Below are 18,491 nucleotides of genomic sequence, written 5' to 3'. Positions count from 1 at the left end.
TCACGGTTAGGATTTTACACTGAAATCCGGTGGAGAATCGGTCACAGCACATGTTGATGCGGCACTGTGACCAGAGTGTGATCTAACCCTACATATTCGAAGTGTTTTTCTCCAACCCTATGCCATTTACTCGTTGCTGTCCTTTAGCAAACGTTTGACATGAAGCTAAACCATCAAAACAAGTTTCAGTGAAAATTTTATAGTGATTCATTTTCTTTAACGACAAACTATACATACGATCATGATGACTAATATTAGAAACCTTTCTAGCATACTCTTCATGAGAGGCCCTATCAGGCGTATTAGCGTAGTAAATAGCTTCAAAGAAGTCCGAGTTATCCTTGATTCGAGTTGTCATAATAAGCCAATCGATGAATAAAAAATCAATTCGAAGACTATCTTTAGTAGCGTAAGCATGCCCAGAAAATTTAGCGGTGTTCCCTATCTTCAGCCTCTTTTCTGCCGAAAGAAAGGCCTGGTTACATGCACTCGAACACTCAGTGTTTACTATTGGAACTTCAGCGTCATCAACTTCATAGTAGTCCGCAAGACAGGTATTTATCCTCTCGTCTTTTATAAACTTTGAAAGATCAAGTGCAGCTTTTGTGTTTCCACCAAAGCTGTTGAAACATACCCACTTACTTTGCTTAGCATTGATAACATCTTTAAGCATTTCTACAGATCTATCATTTATCTCTCCCAGAAAGATGACTGCATCTAACTCACAACCCAATTTAATTGAGCATGCTTTTCCTCGCGAAACCTGCTTAACATCCTTATCAGAATTCACTATATGAACATAATCAATTTTTGATTCTTTATTGGGAAACCAATCGTCTACCACCATAACTACATAGAAACACACGAATACTGCAACAATCCCCCAAAAAAAACCTTTCTCAAAAGACCGGTTGGCTTTAGGTTTAGCGCTACTGCTGTCTGTCATTATCTTCCCTCTTACTTCAAGCCACGTTAAAAACTTTTCTAGCGATCTAAAGAAACACTTCCGTACACTCCGGAACCGAGAGCACTCCAAAAACTCATTACCGAGCCAAATTTCGAGCACTTAACTGCTTCAGTTTCAACTATATTCTTAGCTTTGTTCTCTGAGCCAACCTCAAGCTTCCTATCAAGCAATTTTGCTAATCCTTAACCATTAACTAACTTGAGAGGTTTCCCCTCACAGAAGCTCTCAGCCTCTTCAGTGAAGTGACCACATAACCGCCTGCCACACCGGATGAGACCATCACACCATAAAGCTCACGAATTACAGACACACCGACCCGCTTGGTCTTCCAGTGCTTACACTGAACCAGATACTCTTTTCCATTCTTACGAAGCCGGACATCCACACCTCCATCTGCTCCAACATCACCACCATGAACAACTCGAAAGCCTTTCTTCCTAAAAGCTTCACCAACCAACAGTTCAAATTGCTGCCAGTTTATATCATCAGTGGGTTTTGGTTGATGTCTTCCCTTTGCTGGGCGTGGGCTAGGTACTGTTGATGATGGAGCCGACCACTGCTGGTATCTACGAGCTTGTGCTCGCGCTTGAAAAGACTTAATGCCTGATAGCAATGCACCTAAAACAAATGCGGCAGGAATGACATATTGCAAGAAGGACGCAATACCTCTGAGTAACGTCCCAGTCATATGCTGTGCCATTACAGTGGCAGAATTAGCTACAGGCTGAATTTCTGATATTGAGTAATAGTGAAGGCCAACATAGGCAACCACCGCAATTAAGAGGCTAACCCAATACGGTAGAATTGATGCGAGATCGATAAGATCTTCAAAAAGGGTGGTGCGTCCTCTCCGTGACATATTTCCGTCCTCAGTTACAGCACTAATTCTACTTCTGAGAGACAAATAGTCAAACGAAAAATATTCACTTAACTCATTGAAAAATAATTATAAAAATAAAGAAAACAGCAAACCACCCACTAACCAAGCGAAAGAAACAATGCAGAATATATTACTTGAGCAAGAGCGTTCCGCTCACATCCTATCAACTGCCCCGATGATTTCTGGTGAGCTTTGGCATAAAGAACCGGAACTCAACCACACTAGATGGTATGACTACCGAATGACTGATCCAGTAACCCTCACCGAGTTATTTGCTGAGAAGTACATAAAAGTATTCAGAGAGCAGCACGCCAAGAACAAGGACTTTCACGAGGCAGAGAAAAAACAGCCTATCAAGTCTGCAAACTTAATTGAGCTCCGCCCTACAGAGGTGACCTCTCTATGGCTAGCACGACAATGTGCAGACCAGTATGGGATAGCATATGACACTGCGATTCGCATTGCCTTCAACACTCTAGTTGATCGCCAATATAAAAAGCTACCCCGTCCGAACCAACTTTACAGCGCCCCTGTCAAAGCTGCTTACGAGAAGCACATAGGCTCTAACTCGTACATTGGCCCATTCCATATCGAAAACGAGCAGTTCTGCTATCAAAACTATCGCAAACTCGCACTACAAGACACGATGATTAAGGACCTAGTCACACAAATTAAAAAAAGCGACAACAAACGTACTCAAGCGACAAACATTGCGATTCAAATGGAAAAACACTTCCTGAACGATGAAGTCGTCATTCGAGAATTTGGTACACGAATTCACGCACTTGCTGTGGAGAAAAAGGAAGAATGTTCCAACACTCCACGTACAGACTTCCACGAAGAAGCTTATAAGCCGTCTTGCTGGGGTATTCCTCATTCAGGATCTCAAGCTACCTTGTGTTCAGACTGTTCTTTCCAAACTGAATGCGGTAAAGCCCGGAACAATATAGAAGCACTGCTCGAAAAAAATCACGGCACGTCGGATCCCAAATTGGAAGAAAAGAGAAGAAAAGCAGCCGAAAGGCAAAGACGGCACCGAGAAAAAAAGAGACAAGAAAAACAACTTCAACAAACTGCACCGGCATAATGCCAACAATCAAATTGTTACCCGGAATCTATAAATCCTGTCACGCTTCCCATTCTTTTTTAATATATCTAATAATTAATATTAATAAATAATAAAAAAGGGTGGAAAACGTGACAGATCTATTGAAGTAGCTATTACATTATTGAGTCCGGAGTACCATCTTTTTACGTCAGATCTGAATCTTATGTAACGTACTACCTTACTCCGCAGATAGAAATGTACTGAGCACGATCCGGCAGCTAAAAGCCTTCCTGCCAAAAACCCACCACCTAAGCTCCTCACAGCCCTCCTGCTTTGCGATCTCTATCAAAAACAACAATCCCACGCCCTCACTAAAACACGCCAGGAAAGGCTTACAGCCCATATCAAAAGATCCGGCAATTACTTGTCAATACTATAGATACGGATAAAACACACTAACCCTGTTCGCTCCACTCCCTGAGTAGTAATCAGTTTTACCCTTACACTTAGCCGCAAAGTTAATAAAGGTTATAAACTAGTTATACGGAAAAACGCTTTTTATAAACCTATAAGCGTTACTCTAGAGCCTCTTTTTGGTGGTAAAGCCACTGCCTAACAACGAGATTATTTTTCATGCTTACATTAGCTATAGAAACCCTGACTTCATGCGCCTTCCCGGCCCTATCACACTGAAATTCACGCACGATTTATATAACTTACCCAGTACTTTTATGTAACGTTCTTTTAACTTCAGAGGTATATGCACTAAACCTTTATTAACCCTCGTTAACCAATTCGGCTAACTAAATCACTTGCACGTAGGTGCGTATAACGATTCAGCATTTCCAGCGTTTTATGCCCGGTAATCGTTGCCACTTCCATAGTATTCAGGCCTTTCTCAAACAATCGACTGGTGGCTTCATGGCGCAAATCATGAAAACGTAAACCTTCGATACCCACACGCTTACAAGCTCTCTCAAACGCTTGAGAGACGCTATCTGGGCGTATATTAAAGACGAAATCATTTACCCTACTGATTGACATCAGCACCTCTACAGCAGCCGATGACAAAGGCACATCACGGGGAACACCGGTCTTGGTTTCGGGTATATGTAGTGTCCGATTTTTAAGGTCGATATGCTCCCATCTAATCTTCACCAATTCCCCTCTACGCATGGCTGTTTCCACAGCAAAGGCAACAACCTTTTGTACTACCGGAGTCTCAGAAAGGGATTCCTGCAGTAGATCAAACTCACCATCCAACAACCGACGATCACGTCCGGAAGGTCGTTTTGGTTTTCGGACACTAGGGATTCCCTTAGGGAAAGGGACATTCCATTCTTGTGCAGCAATTTTCAGCACTTTACTGAGTAGGGAAAGGCGGTGAACAACCGTAGTCGGCCCAACCTGTTGGAGTTGTGAATCTCGAAATTCAGCTAGGTGTTGATTGGTCAAATTGAACAATGACACAGCACCTAACTCTGCTTGCACTGGACGAGCTGTAGAGCGCTCTATGGCCTGCTTCTTCTTGTCACTGATACTTTGAAGAAAGCGCTCAATCGCGTCACTGACGGTCATCTGCTCAGCCTTAGACGTATCAACAAACACCCCTTGTTGAATTTCTGCCTCAATAAGACGAGCCCAAGCGATTGCATCAGACTTTAATGTGAATGACTTGGCCTGAGGCTTATGCCCTTTGATACGAACCTGAGCCTGCCACTTACTTCTGAGCTTCCGGATTGTTGCCATTGATCATCACCGACATCTATAAGGTTGTTGTGTACGATGAGCATCATAGGACGCCGGCGATAAGTTGTCGGGCTGAAACTTAGCTCCAGTGTGATCATATTGTGACCACACCACACGGCACACTTAATCAGTAGCAAGCTAAACAAAAGGGAAGCAGCATGATTACTGGTTTCCCTTCTTATTCATAGCGTGGGTGAGTAAGGGTGTTCGACTCTGTTGCTCACTCAGGTGATGATTCACCGGTTTAATAGTCTGTTGTTCAAGATACAGTGACAGCGACTTACTCGCCCTTCTCTCAATGAATCGCGGGTTAAGAACCTGGCTTCCCAAGCCATAACACAACTAAACACCAATATTTATAATATATGACTATAGTCAAAACACACGCTTAAGAACTTGACACTAGTGCCGATAGAATATAAACATTATTTGGTTCAAGGTTAACAAGTACTCACTTTGAACTTGACAGCTGTATAAAAAATAAGAACAATACGCCTCCCTGAAGGAATCAGGGCACATTATTTACGGCTAAGACCGGAACTGCAGCGACATATCCATGACTAGAGCACAATACGACAACTTCTGGCAGAGTGATTTAGAGGACCTAGCCTCTCAGGCCAACTATAAGAAGCGCACACCTCTTCTAGATGATCGAGTACCTCCACAAGGTCACCCGATGCTGTCTGCTGCTCGCTACATCGAAATTACCAAGCCATCCTTTTTTGCACGCACAGCAGACAAACTCGGTCTGTTAAAAGCGTACATACGCCTTAGCAAGCTCTTCGACTGAGCTTAATTCACTACAGCTTTTTCATTAAGCTCAGTCTCAAGGACAGCAACTCGTGAAGATTGAAGATCTTTCACCAGAATCACTGGTTAATAGAGCCAAAGATAGAGGTAAAGAGGCTGCACCAAGCCTACGCTCCTGCGTTGAAATCTATTACATAGTCCGGTACTTTGTCTCTCTGTACGAAGCAAACAATTTAGAACTTCCTGTCCAAATATGGAATGAGTATAGGAATGCTCTAGATCACTTCATGCGGCACACGACCGAATCACCGGATTTCGACTTTACAGACGGCGATGCCAAGACCTCTACCCATCTAAACAAGATGGAAGGGCACCTTCAAAGAGCGGCATTGGACATCATGAAGATCGTCTGCCATGTAACTTTAGACAAAGCGTCCTTATGTAAAGCCGACTTTACCACTGAAGCCCTTAGGCTCGCTGATCAAGGCAACTTTAATAAGGAATACTGTAAACTAGAAACCGATGCAAAAGTTCTGTTTACAGCAGCAAAAGTATTTGACGACGACCTAGACAAAAGAGAAACAAAGCTAGGCATTGAGAAAAATGCAACCCCAGATAAGCTTGATGGGTTGGACCGATACATAAAAGCGGCCATAGCCGCACACACATTAGACTCCTACCTTGAGACTCATCTTGAGCACCTACATAGTCTAGACAGCTCTTTGCATACCCACAAAGAAGTAGGGAAAGTGCTATCCACCAAAACGGCTATTATTATCGGTTTCGCAATCGGTGCCGTATTTTGGCTGATCCCGTCACCTTTAACTTCTACCTCAAAAGACGACCAAACCCCAATACATATTCAAGCCCCTATAACTGGGCAAGAAGAAAACCATGCAATAAAAAAACACCTGAAAAACACCACTGCAGCGCCGAAAGCTGAAACCACACCCAACACAGAAAACTCAGCCCATGTAGACACCACTCCACACACTCCTAGCTCCTCAACAGCAGCGCCCAGCATTTCCTCAAGGTCCACCAAACCTAACTAGGCTCTGCACTACGGACTTCTCATTATCAAGTTCACGCTGACACCTCTCCCTGAAAGCAGCCTCCTCAAAGGCATCATTCATACATGCACTCCCCCTACCGTATTAGTAAAATCAACATATACGCTAAGCCAAAAGCATCAATACACATAAAAATCGTGATGATCCTAAGGACAAAGGAAATACCAATCGGAGCAAATGAATGCGAATAATCCAGAATACGGACATCACTAATTCAGATTTAATCGTAGACGCGGTCTACGAAAGCTCCGATGCAAAAAATATAGGTGCAGATGTACTAAACCCTCTGTTACCGGGTGTAGGTAATCAAGGCGGGTTCAGAGCTGCAGGAAAAGGCACAAACAAAACACTGGCCGTACTCTACTCATCTGGTGAAGACAAAGACTGGCCGGACACTCTAAATCTGAGCACTGGCGAGTTCGTTTACTTCGGAGACAACAAGAAGCCAGGTCATGAACTTCATGACACACCCAAGAAGGGTAATATGCTACTCAGGCATTCATTCGATCTTCTGCACTCAGCTCCCGAAGCGAGAAGACAAATACCGCCGTTCTTCATCTTTAAAAAGCATCCCACACAGAGTGGTCCACGCTCAGTTCAATTCAAAGGGCTAGCAGTACCTGGCTACCCAGGACTGTCGGCTGCGCAAGACCTGGTAGCAGTATGGAAGACAACAGACAGTCAGCGTTTCCAGAACTACAGGTCAGTGTTCACTGTGCTCGATGCAGCCTCAATAAGCAGAGCCTGGATCAATGATGTGCTTTCGGGAAACCCACACACGACCAACGCACCTAAAGCCTGGTCAAACTGGGTTGCAACGGGACACTACTCCCCCCTCATCAGCGAGCCAACTACTCAGATCAGGGCTGAAAGCGAGCAGTTTCCGGACACCCCTCTTAAAACAAACATATTGAAAACGGTCTGGAATCACTTTGATGACGATGATAGAAACACAAAGCATCAGAGCGCGTTTGTCTTTGAGCACTTTGCGGCCCGGATTTTTCAGATGCATGATCAGCGCGTGATTGTGGATGACATCACAAGAAACGCAGTTGATGGAGGCAGAGATGCTGTAGGGCGCTATCTACTCGGCCTGAACGATGATCCTGTGTACGCAGAGTTCTCACTTGAAGCGAAATGCTATCGACCAGGCATCAACAGTATGTCATCAAACAGAGTGGGCGTAAAAGAAGTTTCCAGACTGATTTCCAGAATACGCCATAGACAGTTTGGCGTCTTGATAACAACATCCGCAGTTCATAAACAAGCATATGAAGAAGTCAGAGAAGACAAACATCCTATCATCTTCATTTCCGGTAAAGACATTGCCGAGATTCTGATTACTTCAGGCTACAATACTCCGGAAGCAGTGAAACAATTTATCGACAATGAATTCCCACCTGTATCAATAGTTAATCACATGGATACTTTTCAGAAAGCGCTTCCCAAGCACCTACTATCAGCACACCAATGTGTTCAGAATCAAACGCTCCATCAAATTTAGAATCAACGGCAGAAACTATGTCATTACTACTCAGGGTCTGCTGAGGGCTGACACAAAAGCTATCTCGCCCTAAAGCCGCAATCTGGGCCGCTTGAAAAACCCCCTGTTTATAATCTTCAAAATATTGATTGCCTCTAGGGAGTTTCATTACACTAAAAACAGGGTTGAGAGCACCCGCTGCATGAAACATTACCAAGTCATCACTACTCATTCTACGATGTGTCAGATAATTTGACGTACCGGCGGTTTCAGCAACTTTTGCCACTCCTTCATAGAAAGACAGCAAACTATCACTAGTCATTCCGTTAACCGAAACAGGCTCTTCAGCTGACAAAACAACCGCTTGTGACAATATAAATACGCCAAATAAGGCTCTGATCTTCATTGTGAATTTCATGCCGTTTCCTTTCCTTATTCAGTCCATTAAATGATCAACTTATAAGCTACCACAAGAGCACCTACAATTACCCCCAACATCAACATCAGTCCTAATTGCCATCCTGCGATAATAAATCCCAGAAACGCAAACGAGCCTTGAGATCCAACACATTCTTCTTTAAATGCTAACGCTGAGAAGCAACTTGATAAGGGGAGTGTAAAGACCTAGATCGAATAAGCTTCTTTCATGAAAAACAACACAGTAAAGAAAATGCCGACATTGAGTAAAAACGCTATAGCGGTCAGCTTAATCGGATCTTTCGCTCTTTGACCAACCACTGGTTATTCCTTTTACCATGATGAATGAAGATGTGCTTTTTCAGAACCATATATGATCCAACGATGCGCTTGTAAACCGTCTCCACCGGAGACGGATCTACAAACAGTCCCACTCCGGCACTGTGACCATATCGTGACCACCGGTATTGACTGCCCGCAAATGTTCTTGCTGTGCGCCTGTAGCTCGGTTGGATGGGGTAGCAAAAAGCGAATAGGAACAAAGAGATAGTGGAAAATAAAAAGTGGCACGCCTGGAGGGGATTATTCGCTACGCTCACCCTTCGGGCCGTCGCTGCGCTCCGTTGTCTCGCTTCGCTCGGCTCGAACCCATCGGGGGTTCTCACCCTACAGGTGAATGAGCATCTACCTAAAAACGGTACGAAGTCTGAAAGTCTGGAGATATTTTTAAAAAGTGGCGCGCCTGGAGGGATTCGAACCCCCGACCAACAGGATCGGAACCTGCTACTCTATCCAGCTGAGCTACAGGCGCACTCAAGAAGGTTTGCGGGCAGTATTCTACCCATGCCTATATGATTCGCCAAGTATTATTCGAAAGTAACGTCTGTCGGTTCGGGTCGGTACAAGGTTTTGATCTCGGTTTCTAAATCACCTTGTAGAAGGACTTCCCACTCTTGGGTCTTTTCGGTGTAAGCAAGGAATGCATTGCAGTTACTACAACGGTAAATACGTTGATTAGGGATAGCACTCAGGAGGTTGAAGCTTTCCATCTCTTCTGGCTTTGCGTCAGCTTGGATGCAAGCGCATGTTTCAGACATTCCATTGCTGGACATTTCAGATTTCCTAACCAAGACTTTAGACCTTAGTATAAACAAGATTTCCTTAAATGCATGTTTTTAAGTTGATCTAGCTCTTGTAGATGCCTGTTTTTCGCCCTTTTTATAGAGAATGATCAAAATATTTACTCAAATCGGGCCGATAAGTGCTTCCACTGCCAAAGCCCCATTTCAGTTGTGATTATTTATCGCTATAATCCGCAGCCGGTGAAACTTTGAGCAGTCGTGTCTGAATATCCGCCCCTGAGCACCTCTTGAGGCCGGGCATCCTGACAGGCCACGCTGCCCATATAACAATTTATGGTTGATTGAGAGGTCGTGACTGTGAAAAAAATCACTTCAGCTTTAGTTGCTTTAGGTCTAGGTGTTGCTCTTAGCGCATCTGTACAAGCTACTTCTAACGATGAAGCAGTAATTGAACGAATCAAGGCAGTTGGTTCTGTTTGTATCGAAGGCGATGACACTTGTGGTGGCGCGCCTGCAGCAGCACCTGCTGGTGGTGCAGCTCGTTCTGCTGAAGAAGTATACACAGCTAAATGTGCAGGTTGCCACGCAACTGGCGCTGCTGGTGCTCCAATGTACGGTTCTGCTGACTGGACTGACCGTGCGGGTAAAGGCATGGAAACTCTTCTAGCGAACGCTATCAACGGTATCAACGCAATGCCACCACGTGGCCTATGTGCTGACTGTTCTGATGAAGAGATCCAAGGTGCGATTCAGCACATGCTAGACAGCGCTAAGTAATCACTTAGTTCTGAGCATAAAGAAGGCCGCGATTGCGGCCTTTTTTGTGTCTGCAGTTTTTAGTCGAATAGATTCTTAAGGCTATTCAACGTGGCTTGCCCACGTTTCTGGTTTTGCACTTGGCACTTCTCTCCTGCCCCTTCGATCTCAAGATCTTCGTGTGGCAGCTCATCCAAGAAACGACTCGGCATGCAGTCCATCACTTCGCCATATTGCTTACGCTGTTTAGCAAGAGTGATAGTTAGGCACTGCTTGGCACGGGTGATGCCTACATAGGCAAGGCGACGCTCTTCTTCGACATTATCGGTTTCGATACTGTTTCGATGCGGCAGTAGCTCCTCTTCCATACCCATTAAGTAGACATGAGGGAACTCCAAACCTTTAGAGGCATGCAAAGTCATCAGCTGCACACGGTTTGAGTCGTCTTCTTCCTCTTGGCGATCCAGCATGTCGATTAGCATCAGGCGATTGATGGCTTCTTGGATACCGGAATCCGGATCTTCTTCTTGTAAGCGCTCCAATGTCGATTTTAAGGATTCGATCAGGAACCAGACGTTCTGCATCCGCTTTTCAGCCATCGCTTCGCTGGAGCTGTTTTGCACAATCCAGCCTTCGTAGTCGATATCACGGATCATTTCATGAATAGCCGCAATCGGATCACCGCTGTGACATTGGCGATAGATATGCTGCATCCAAGTACAGAAACGGCGTAAACGCTCAACGGCATTTGCAGGCATCACCTGTTCTAAGCCTAATTCATCACAAGCACTGAACATACTGATCTGACGCTCTAAAGAGTACTGCCCTAGCTTCTGCAGAGTGCTCGGGCCGATCTCTCGTCGCGGTAGATTAATGATTCGTAGGAAGGCGTTATCATCATCAGGATTAACGAGGACCTTAAGGTAACTCATCAAGTCTTTGATCTCCGCACGTGCGAAGAAAGAGGTTCCGCCGTTCAACTTATATGGCACTTGATAGTGTTGGAGCTTCATCTCCAACAAGCGCGCCTGAAAGTTACCGCGATACAAGATCGCCACATCTTTAAACTGCACATTTCTACGCAGGTGTAGATCGGTAATTTCCATCGCAATGCGATCACACTCGGCATCTTCGTTGCGGGTATGGATAACTTTGATTGGATCACCCATACCCATCTCACTCCACAAGGTCTTCTCGTAGACGTGAGGGTTGTTGGCGATCAACGTGTTGGCTGCTTTTAGGATCAAGCTAGTGGAACGATAGTTTTGCTCCAATTTAACCACTTTCAAACTTGGGTAATCATGCTCTAACTGGTTAAGGTTTTCTGGACGCGCACCACGCCACGCATAGATCGATTGATCATCGTCCCCTACCACAGTTAATGCACCCCGATGCCCCACCAATTGCCGTACCAAACGATACTGGGACAAGTTAGTGTCTTGATACTCATCCACCAACAGGTAGCGAAGACGGTTCTGCCATCGCTCCAATACATCAGGTTGAGAAGCAAACAGGCGTACAGGAATCAGGATCAGATCATCAAAATCTACGGCATTATAGGCACGTAGGTGCTGTTCATAACTTTCGTAAGCACGCGCAGCCAAAATATCTTGTGGAAGTCGGGCTTGAGCGAGTGCTTCATCAGGCGTGAGCATCTCGTTCTTCCAATTGGATATGCAGTTTTGCACCATATCCACTTGGTCGCTCTCTTCATTGTTTTGTAGCATCAGGTCTTTCAGCAGTGCTTTAGTATCCTGATCATCAAAAATAGAGAAGCCTGGCTTAAATCCCAACGCTTTATATTCACGTTTAATGATGGTCAAACCAAGGTTATGAAAGGTCGCTACGGTCAGGCCTTTGGAGTCCCCACCTTGGAGTAGAGACATCACACGCTCTTTCATCTCTCGTGAAGCTTTGTTGGTAAATGTCACCGCAGCAATATTGCGCGCAGCAATACCACACTGATTAATCAGGTAAGCAATCTTTCGGGTAATTACACTGGTTTTACCCGAGCCAGCACCTGCGAGCACCAATAATGGGCCGCCTATGTATTCCACTGCTTCTTTCTGACGTGGATTTAATCGTGACATTTCTTAAAAAACCTTCAAAAAAACTAAAGCTTCACTTAAACAAGCCGACAAACTGCCTTTATGATAACGTGAAATCCGATTAAAAAATGCATATAAGCCATTGAAATGCATAAATTAAAACAGTTGTTTTAATATTTATTTCAGAATGTTAATCTGCCATTAAGCTAGTAGGTAATTATGACATGAATCTCTATTTAGTGAGATAGCTAGTAACAAGATTTATGTTGTGTAGTAGATCTAAGTTGGGGAAGTAAGTGATGCGCTCAGCGCTGGGACAGTTACTCAGTCGACATAAAAAGGTTTTACTGGTTGATAAGCACCAGCAAAATCGTATGCAAATTCAATCGATACTGGAGCGATTTCCATTGTATCAATTGATGTTTTGTGAAGATCAGGTTGAAGCCTTAGCACGCACACGTCTTTCCGACATTGATTTTATTCTTCTTAGCGAAAACGTCAGCCCTTTACCTTGCAGTACCATCATTGCTGACATTTATAGTTCTGTTCCACATATTCCAATTATTGTCTTAAACCAATACATCAGTGAGGAACAAGGCTTAGCTCTGATTGAAGCTAAAGCCACTGATTTTTTATCAACAAACACCCTAAATGCTGACCTATTACTGCGTACATTGCGCCATGCAGAGCAATCAGCCAAGCAGAACGCAGAGATTCAACAGCTACGCCACTCTGACACTTTAACCACAGCAGGCAACCGTCAGTTTTTTTATCAATCACTGTTACGAAAGTTAAATCATTTAGCTGAGAAGAAACATCACCTTGCGCTTATTACCATCGATCTAGACGATTTCCGTAAATTCAATACTCACTACGGTTTTACAACGGGAGATCAGGTAGTAGCCGAAATGGGTGAACGCATTCAGGGCAGTCTCAATAATGACGAGCTCTTTGCCCGTTTAGGCAGCGATGAATTCGCCATCATTATCGATAGGCCCTCAAATATTGACCTGCAAGCAACAGTTCGCGAATACTTAAACAAGCTAATCAATTCCCTACAACAACCTTATCAACATGATCAAATTGAAACACAGCTCAATTGCAGCATTGGCGTTGCACTAGCACCCGATCATGCCAACGATGTAGACCTACTTAATCAGCGCGCGAGTCGTGCTCGATTAAATGCTAAACAGATTCATGGCTGCAGCTATGCCTGCTATCGCCCAAGTATGGATGTTGATACCAACAATCCAAATGACTTGGAAGCAGAACTAATGCCAGCATTACGTGCTGAACAGTTCCAACTGTTTTTCCAACCAAGGATTGATCTGCGTTCTGGGAAAATATCTGGCGCCGAAGCATTAATACGCTGGCAGCACCCTAATCGCGGTTTAATCATGCCTGCAGATTTCATTCCTCAGTGCGAAAATAATGGAATGATTGTTGCGATAGGCTACTGGATCATATACCAAGCGGGCCAGCACCTCCAGGAACTAAAAGCGGCTGGATTAACCATCGACAAACTCGGTATTAATCTATCTTTCCGTCAATTTAAAGACGACATGCTAGTCGACATGATTAAGCGTATTATCGAGCAGGAACAGATCGATACATCGGTACTTGAATTCGAACTAACAGAGTCAGCTATTTTTAGTGATGAGGAACATGTTCGCGCCTGCCTGAACACTCTGTCCGAGGAGGGACTTACCTTCTCCCTCGACGATTTTGGCACAGGTTATTCGTCATTTTCTTTGCTCCATAAGTTGCCTATTAGTGCATTGAAGATTGATCGTTCTTTTGTCAGTCACGTCCAAGATTCCAATGAAGCCGCGGAGATTGTGCGCTCAATCATCAGTCTTGCACAAAACATGAATATCAAAGTCATTGCCGAAGGAGTTGAAACCCGAGAGCAACTCGATTTTCTAATCCAGCACGATTGTGATGAGATACAGGGCTATTATTACAGCCCCCCCATCAGCTTTAGCGACTTCAAACAGATGTTGTTACAGCGTCTGTAATTCATCAATTCAAACTACTCCTAGCCGCCACCCTATAGCTTAATGCTTCCATTAGATGCGCCCTTTGCACCACTTCAGAACTGGCTAAGTCTGCAATCGTTCGCGCCACCCTTAATACACGATGATAAGCTCTTGCGGATAACTGCAGTTTCTCTAACGCTTTCGCTAACATTTCCTTATCTTTCTGTTCTATCTGGCAAAGCGTCTCTAGCTGCGGTCCCGTTAACGCTTGATTAGGTACACTCTGACGGCTGAGTTGAACTTGGCGGCACCGCACTACCCTCTCGCGAACAGACTCACTTGATTCTTGTGTTTTTGGAACTTCAATCATCTCTTGTTGTGACAGCGCCTGAACACTCAACTGCAGATCAATACGGTCTAACAACGGTCCAGAAACCTTGCCTTGATAACGTCTTATCTGATCAGGGCTGCAACGACAGCGATCTGTACCATCAGCGTAATAGCCACAAGGACAAGGGTTCATGGCTGTCACTAATTGAAATTGTGCTGGGAACGTCGATTGCCGGGCAGCTCGAGAAATTAAGATCTCACCTGATTCCAGCGGCTCACGCAGCACCTCCAACACTTTGCGACTAAATTCAGGCAATTCATCCAAGAAAAGAATACCTTGATGGGCTAAAGAAATTTCACCAGGTTTAGGATTTCCGCCACCTCCCACAAGTGCTACAGACGAAGCCGTATGATGTGGTGCGCGGAAAGGTCGCTTTCTGGGTAAACGTGTTTCACTACTACTTTGAGTAATAGAATAAACCGCAGCCACCTCGAGCGCTTCCTGTTCGGTCATCTGCGGTAACAACCCCGGCAAACGGTTAGCCAACATACTTTTACCACTGCCTGGAGGCCCCACCAGCAAAATATTATGACCACCCGCGGCAGCCACCTCTAAAGCGCGTTTTGCTTGCGCCTGCCCTTTAACATCGCCCAGATCAGGCCCAAAAGCATCAGTGGACAAAGGCTGAACTTGTGCCTGCGCAACTGAAATCAACTCAGAACCTTGTAGATGAGCACAAACTTGAAGCAAATGACCTGCCGGCAATACCGATAAGCCCGAGGCCATCAGCGCTTCAGCCTGGTTCATATCAGGTAACAACAAATGGCGCTGCTCGGAGCGGCACGCTAGGGCAACCGGTAAAACGCCAGTCACGGGCCGCAACTCGCCCGAAAGGGCCAATTCGCCAATCAATTCGACATCAGCTAATGATTTGGCTGGCAATTGATTGGTAGCCGCCAAGATACCTACAGCAATGGCTAAATCGTACCGCCCACCCTCTTTCGGTAGATCAGCGGGAGCTAAATTGACCGTGATACGCCGTTGAGGGAATTCAAAACCTGAATTAATCAGAGCACTACGCACCCGTTCGCGGCTTTCTTTCACCGCAGCTTCAGGCAACCCAACTATGGAAAAACTAGGAAGGCCACCAGATAAATGGACCTCGACCGTAACCGCAGGTGCATCTATCCCTACCTGCGCGCGCGTATACGCTATCGCTAAAGACATAAGCTTCCATCCTTGGAAGAGTTAATTAAGATGCCAGAACCAATTTCATCGCTCTAGCGTAATGTTTTTCATAGCTACAGAACATTCTCCACATCCTGTAGTTTTTTAATTATTTAATGATGTTCTACGGCCAAATGATCCAAGATCTGCTGCAAAGACAACGGCGTACCGAAGTAACGCCCTTGCATCAGCATACAACCCTGCCCCATCAATTGACCGCGAGCACCCGCAGTAGCAACGCCATCGGCCAACACTTCAATCTCCAACTGACCAGCCATATCTAAGACGGTATCAACGATCTTTTGACGACCTTCATCATTGCCCATCGCCATGATCAGATCAGCATCCAATTTAATCAAATCTGGCTGAATCTCTTGCAGCTGTTCTAAAACAGGACTTCCACAAGCAAAGCCGCTAACGGACAGTAATGCTTCACTGGTTAACAGATCAAACAGTTGACCTTCGTATTCAAGCGCAGTTTTGATATCAACATCAACCATATAACGGCCTTGCTGTTGATAATGATTCAATTGAGATACCCAGCGCTGTACCGTCTCTTTGCTTTGCAATTGCTGGCTTTCGATACGGAAAGAGACAAAACGCAGTTTAGGAAAACGCTCCCACACTACATCTAAACCACGCAGCTCTTGATCGAGCCACTGTTCATAATGCTGCAAGGATTCGGGACTCTGTAGCAGACCAGAAAAGTCGGCTAATGGAATCTGTCCTAACTCAGGATGAATCCAGCTAGGCCGCGCATGTACTGCGACCACTTGATGGCTGTAGATGCTATAAACCGGCAAGTAAGTCATCTGAATAGCACCGCTAACGATCGCTTGGGTCAAATCTTCTTCTCGTAAGATTTGCGGCCCTTTACTGCGTTCCATTAACTCGCTGTAAACTCGGAATGTATTGCGTCCACCCTGCTTCGCTGCGTACATCGCAACATCTGCTTTTTTCACCAAATCTTTCGGGCGCTCAGCATGCTCTGGGTAGACAGAGATCCCCACACTACCACTGATAAAGATCTCGCGATGCTCAACAAAAATACCGTGAGCCAACTGATCAACCACACGCTGCGCGACTTTGAGTGCCGACTCAACACCATCAGCCAGCGGAATCATCATGACAAACTCATCACTACTTAGGCGCGCCAAGGCATCATCACCGCGTACCACCCCTCCTAAGCGGCGTGCCACTTCTTGGAGCAAATTATCTCCAACACTGCGGCCTAGGTTATCGTTGATCCATTTAAAACGATCCAGATCCACCAGCATCACAGCTAACTGCTCGCCTTGCGCTTTACTCTGCTCTATGCGTTTCGCCAAGATATCTTGGAACATATCCCAGTTAGGTAGATGAGTCAGTTCATCGAACTGAGCTGATTGCACGATGGCATTCATCTCTTTCTTAAGGTGACCAATATTGAAGAACTGCGCCATATAACCTGTGACTAAGCCCTGATCGTTCTCCAAACGCATGATATTGAACCATGCAGGATACACAGTGCCATCTTTATGCCTATTCCATAGCTCGCCTTGCCAGCTACCATCACTGCTGACGGTAAGCCACAAATCCTCATAAAATGGATCATTTAATTCCCGTGCCCCAAGAAAGCGCGGATTTTCGCCCTTCACTTCATCTAAGCTGTAACCGGTAATTTCGGTAAATGCCGGATTAGCCTGCACTATATTGTTGGCTTGATCCGTCACGAGGACTGCTTGAGGCGAACGAAGGAATAACTGCTGTTCAAAATGATCCATATTTAACCTACGTAGCTAGCAAAATTAAGAGGATGGTTACTTACCCTGCAATGCTTCTTCTAATGCCTGAACTTGCTTCTCTAGAGTTTCCACTTTCTCTCGGGTGCGCAGCAATACCGTTTTCTGAGCATCAAACTCTTCACGACTAACGATATCCAGGCGATCAAACGTCCCCTGTAATACCGCTTTGACCTGCTGCTGTAACTCATCTTGGCCCGGTAGCTTATTTTCACCGGACAACAATTGCGAAAACTGTTCACTTAGGCCTTCTATTAGTTGTGGATTGATCATCCCACTCACCTCTAACAAAAAATACTGCCTGTCACTATAACAACAAACCAACACCATTCAAGGCCGCACCACAATGGTGCAAACACATATTGCAGTGCACCTAATCCAGCCCCATAAAAAGGCACTAATATTTCCCACAAAACCAAAAACAATCATAACCATATGAAATAAAAGAAAAATAAAAAAAATGGCACAGCCTTCGCTATAACCTACGCAAACAGAATTTATGTTTGCTTAGCGATAAACGCATCTGCACAGAATTATTACCTACGGGGGATAGCAATATGAAAATGGTCTCTGCTGTCATCAAACCATTCAAATTGGATGATGTACGAGAAGCCCTTTCTGAAATTGGGGTACAAGGTATCACTGTGACTGAAGTAAAAGGCTTTGGTCGCCAGAAAGGACATACAGAACTCTACCGCGGCGCTGAATATGTGGTCGATTTCCTACCAAAAGTACGCCTAGACGCAGCCGTATCTGAAGAAATTGTCGATCAAGTTGTAGAAGCGATTAGCAACGCTGCACAAACCGGCAAGATTGGCGACGGCAAGATCTTTGTAACACCAATAGAACAAGTTGTGCGTATTCGTACCGGTGAGACCGGTACGGAAGCCCTTTAATTTTTGACTTTTTGATTGCTTCTGGAG

At 44.9% G+C, this 18,491-nt stretch carries 16 protein-coding genes, 1 tRNA gene and 1 other RNA gene; 7 read left to right on the top strand and 11 right to left on the bottom strand.

Annotation, left to right across the window (positions count from 1 at the left end; genetic code table 11):
• Nucleotides 1-88 precede the first annotated feature (88 nt).
• Together ACMXYS_RS01120 and ACMXYS_RS01115 are read right to left on the bottom strand one after the other, a co-directional pair.
• Nucleotides 89-946 carry a hypothetical protein gene (locus tag ACMXYS_RS01120; protein WP_415897354.1) on the bottom strand — a complete coding sequence of 286 codons (858 nt, stop codon included), beginning with the start codon at nt 944-946 and terminating at the stop codon, nt 89-91.
• Between the two features lie 214 nt (nt 947-1,160).
• A complete protein-coding gene (locus ACMXYS_RS01115) occupies nt 1,161-1,826 on the bottom strand; it encodes a restriction endonuclease (RefSeq protein ID WP_415897353.1) in 666 nt (221 codons plus the stop codon).
• A gap of 139 nt (nt 1,827-1,965) precedes the next feature.
• Between ACMXYS_RS01115 and ACMXYS_RS01110 the strand changes: the two genes are divergently transcribed.
• The gene (locus ACMXYS_RS01110; protein ID WP_415897352.1) at nt 1,966-2,934 is read left to right on the top strand and encodes a hypothetical protein; all 969 of its coding nucleotides are present in this window, start codon (nt 1,966-1,968) and stop codon (nt 2,932-2,934) included.
• Nucleotides 2,935-3,681: 747 nt separating this feature from the next.
• On the opposite strand, the gene ACMXYS_RS01105 is transcribed toward ACMXYS_RS01110, so the two are convergent.
• Nucleotides 3,682-4,644, bottom strand: coding sequence for a site-specific integrase (locus ACMXYS_RS01105; RefSeq protein WP_415897351.1), 963 nt, complete (start codon nt 4,642-4,644; stop codon nt 3,682-3,684).
• 556 nt (nt 4,645-5,200) lie between these two features.
• Between ACMXYS_RS01105 and ACMXYS_RS01100 the strand changes: the two genes are divergently transcribed.
• From ACMXYS_RS01100 to ACMXYS_RS01090, 3 genes are all read left to right on the top strand, one after another.
• Entirely contained in the window at nt 5,201-5,434 is a 234-nt protein-coding gene (locus ACMXYS_RS01100) for a hypothetical protein (RefSeq protein ID WP_415897350.1), read from the top strand.
• Between the two features lie 52 nt (nt 5,435-5,486).
• Complete coding sequence (locus tag ACMXYS_RS01095) at nt 5,487-6,446, top strand: hypothetical protein (RefSeq protein WP_415897349.1); 960 nt, start codon at nt 5,487-5,489, stop codon at nt 6,444-6,446.
• A 199-nt stretch (nt 6,447-6,645) separates the two neighbouring features.
• Nucleotides 6,646-7,968 (top strand): restriction endonuclease, encoded by a 1,323-nt coding sequence (locus ACMXYS_RS01090; RefSeq protein ID WP_415897348.1) that lies wholly within the window; start codon nt 6,646-6,648, stop codon nt 7,966-7,968.
• Here ACMXYS_RS01090 and ACMXYS_RS01085 read toward each other — a convergent pair.
• The 4 genes from ACMXYS_RS01085 to ACMXYS_RS01070 all read right to left on the bottom strand — a co-directional run bounded on the left by ACMXYS_RS01085 (nt 7,877) and on the right by ACMXYS_RS01070 (nt 9,476).
• Nucleotides 7,877-8,365 (bottom strand): hypothetical protein, encoded by a 489-nt coding sequence (locus ACMXYS_RS01085; protein WP_415897347.1) that lies wholly within the window; start codon nt 8,363-8,365, stop codon nt 7,877-7,879. The two genes, ACMXYS_RS01090 and ACMXYS_RS01085, sit on opposite strands and share 92 nt — an antisense overlap.
• Before the next feature lie 568 nt (nt 8,366-8,933).
• Nucleotides 8,934-9,045, bottom strand: a non-coding RNA gene (locus ACMXYS_RS01080) — RtT sRNA.
• 53 nt (nt 9,046-9,098) lie between these two features.
• Nucleotides 9,099-9,175 (bottom strand) — tRNA-Arg (locus ACMXYS_RS01075).
• Between the two features lie 55 nt (nt 9,176-9,230).
• The gene (locus ACMXYS_RS01070) at nt 9,231-9,476 is read right to left on the bottom strand and encodes a hypothetical protein (RefSeq protein WP_415897346.1); all 246 of its coding nucleotides are present in this window, start codon (nt 9,474-9,476) and stop codon (nt 9,231-9,233) included.
• A gap of 327 nt (nt 9,477-9,803) precedes the next feature.
• Between ACMXYS_RS01070 and ACMXYS_RS01065 the strand changes: the two genes are divergently transcribed.
• Nucleotides 9,804-10,223 (top strand): c-type cytochrome, encoded by a 420-nt coding sequence (locus tag ACMXYS_RS01065; protein ID WP_415883153.1) that lies wholly within the window; start codon nt 9,804-9,806, stop codon nt 10,221-10,223.
• A gap of 59 nt (nt 10,224-10,282) precedes the next feature.
• On the opposite strand, the gene rep is transcribed toward ACMXYS_RS01065, so the two are convergent.
• Complete coding sequence (gene rep / locus ACMXYS_RS01060) at nt 10,283-12,292, bottom strand: DNA helicase Rep (protein WP_415897345.1); 2,010 nt, start codon at nt 12,290-12,292, stop codon at nt 10,283-10,285.
• A gap of 257 nt (nt 12,293-12,549) precedes the next feature.
• On the opposite strand from rep, the gene ACMXYS_RS01055 reads away from it, so the two are divergent.
• Nucleotides 12,550-14,268: an EAL domain-containing protein gene (locus ACMXYS_RS01055; protein WP_415897344.1), complete on the top strand. Its 1,719-nt coding sequence runs from the start codon at nt 12,550-12,552 to the stop codon at nt 14,266-14,268.
• A gap of 4 nt (nt 14,269-14,272) precedes the next feature.
• Here ACMXYS_RS01055 and ACMXYS_RS01050 read toward each other — a convergent pair whose 3' ends face one another.
• From ACMXYS_RS01050 to ACMXYS_RS01040, 3 genes are all read right to left on the bottom strand, one after another.
• Nucleotides 14,273-15,787: a YifB family Mg chelatase-like AAA ATPase gene (locus ACMXYS_RS01050; protein ID WP_415897343.1), complete on the bottom strand. Its 1,515-nt coding sequence runs from the start codon at nt 15,785-15,787 to the stop codon at nt 14,273-14,275.
• Nucleotides 15,788-15,900: 113 nt separating this feature from the next.
• Nucleotides 15,901-17,550 carry a diguanylate cyclase domain-containing protein gene (locus ACMXYS_RS01045; RefSeq protein WP_415897342.1) on the bottom strand — a complete coding sequence of 550 codons (1,650 nt, stop codon included), beginning with the start codon at nt 17,548-17,550 and terminating at the stop codon, nt 15,901-15,903.
• A 36-nt stretch (nt 17,551-17,586) separates the two neighbouring features.
• The gene (locus ACMXYS_RS01040; protein WP_415883148.1) at nt 17,587-17,841 is read right to left on the bottom strand and encodes an accessory factor UbiK family protein; all 255 of its coding nucleotides are present in this window, start codon (nt 17,839-17,841) and stop codon (nt 17,587-17,589) included.
• Nucleotides 17,842-18,125: 284 nt separating this feature from the next.
• Between ACMXYS_RS01040 and ACMXYS_RS01035 the strand changes: the two genes are divergently transcribed.
• Entirely contained in the window at nt 18,126-18,464 is a 339-nt protein-coding gene (locus ACMXYS_RS01035; RefSeq protein WP_415883147.1) for a P-II family nitrogen regulator, read from the top strand.
• The last annotated feature ends 27 nt before the right edge of the window (nt 18,465-18,491 follow it).

Origin of the sequence: Neptuniibacter sp. QD57_21, from assembly GCF_047778075.1 — a bacterium.
In the GTDB taxonomy this organism is placed as follows: domain Bacteria; phylum Pseudomonadota; class Gammaproteobacteria; order Pseudomonadales; family Balneatricaceae; genus Neptuniibacter.
The sequence above is the reverse complement of the archived record's forward strand: the minus strand, read 5'-3'. Positions and strand labels throughout refer to the sequence as shown.

Excerpts from the sequence above, each read along its gene's own strand:
- ACMXYS_RS01120 (WP_415897354.1), bottom strand. The coding sequence starts at position 946 with ATGACAGACAGCAGTAGCGCTAAACCTAAAGCCAACCGGTCTTTTGAG.
- ACMXYS_RS01115 (WP_415897353.1), bottom strand. The coding sequence starts at position 1,826 with ATGTCACGGAGAGGACGCACCACCCTTTTTGAAGATCTTATCGATCTC.
- ACMXYS_RS01110 (WP_415897352.1), top strand. The coding sequence starts at position 1,966 with ATGCAGAATATATTACTTGAGCAAGAGCGTTCCGCTCACATCCTATCA.
- ACMXYS_RS01105 (WP_415897351.1), bottom strand. The coding sequence starts at position 4,644 with ATGGCAACAATCCGGAAGCTCAGAAGTAAGTGGCAGGCTCAGGTTCGT.
- ACMXYS_RS01100 (WP_415897350.1), top strand. The coding sequence starts at position 5,201 with ATGACTAGAGCACAATACGACAACTTCTGGCAGAGTGATTTAGAGGAC.
- ACMXYS_RS01090 (WP_415897348.1), top strand. The coding sequence starts at position 6,646 with ATGCGAATAATCCAGAATACGGACATCACTAATTCAGATTTAATCGTA.
- ACMXYS_RS01085 (WP_415897347.1), bottom strand. The coding sequence starts at position 8,365 with ATGAAATTCACAATGAAGATCAGAGCCTTATTTGGCGTATTTATATTG.
- ACMXYS_RS01070 (WP_415897346.1), bottom strand. The coding sequence starts at position 9,476 with ATGTCCAGCAATGGAATGTCTGAAACATGCGCTTGCATCCAAGCTGAC.
- rep (WP_415897345.1), bottom strand. The coding sequence starts at position 12,292 with ATGTCACGATTAAATCCACGTCAGAAAGAAGCAGTGGAATACATAGGC.
- ACMXYS_RS01055 (WP_415897344.1), top strand. The coding sequence starts at position 12,550 with ATGCGCTCAGCGCTGGGACAGTTACTCAGTCGACATAAAAAGGTTTTA.
- ACMXYS_RS01050 (WP_415897343.1), bottom strand. The coding sequence starts at position 15,787 with ATGTCTTTAGCGATAGCGTATACGCGCGCGCAGGTAGGGATAGATGCA.
- ACMXYS_RS01045 (WP_415897342.1), bottom strand. The coding sequence starts at position 17,550 with ATGGATCATTTTGAACAGCAGTTATTCCTTCGTTCGCCTCAAGCAGTC.
- ACMXYS_RS01040 (WP_415883148.1), bottom strand. The coding sequence starts at position 17,841 with ATGATCAATCCACAACTAATAGAAGGCCTAAGTGAACAGTTTTCGCAA.
- ACMXYS_RS01035 (WP_415883147.1), top strand. The coding sequence starts at position 18,126 with ATGAAAATGGTCTCTGCTGTCATCAAACCATTCAAATTGGATGATGTA.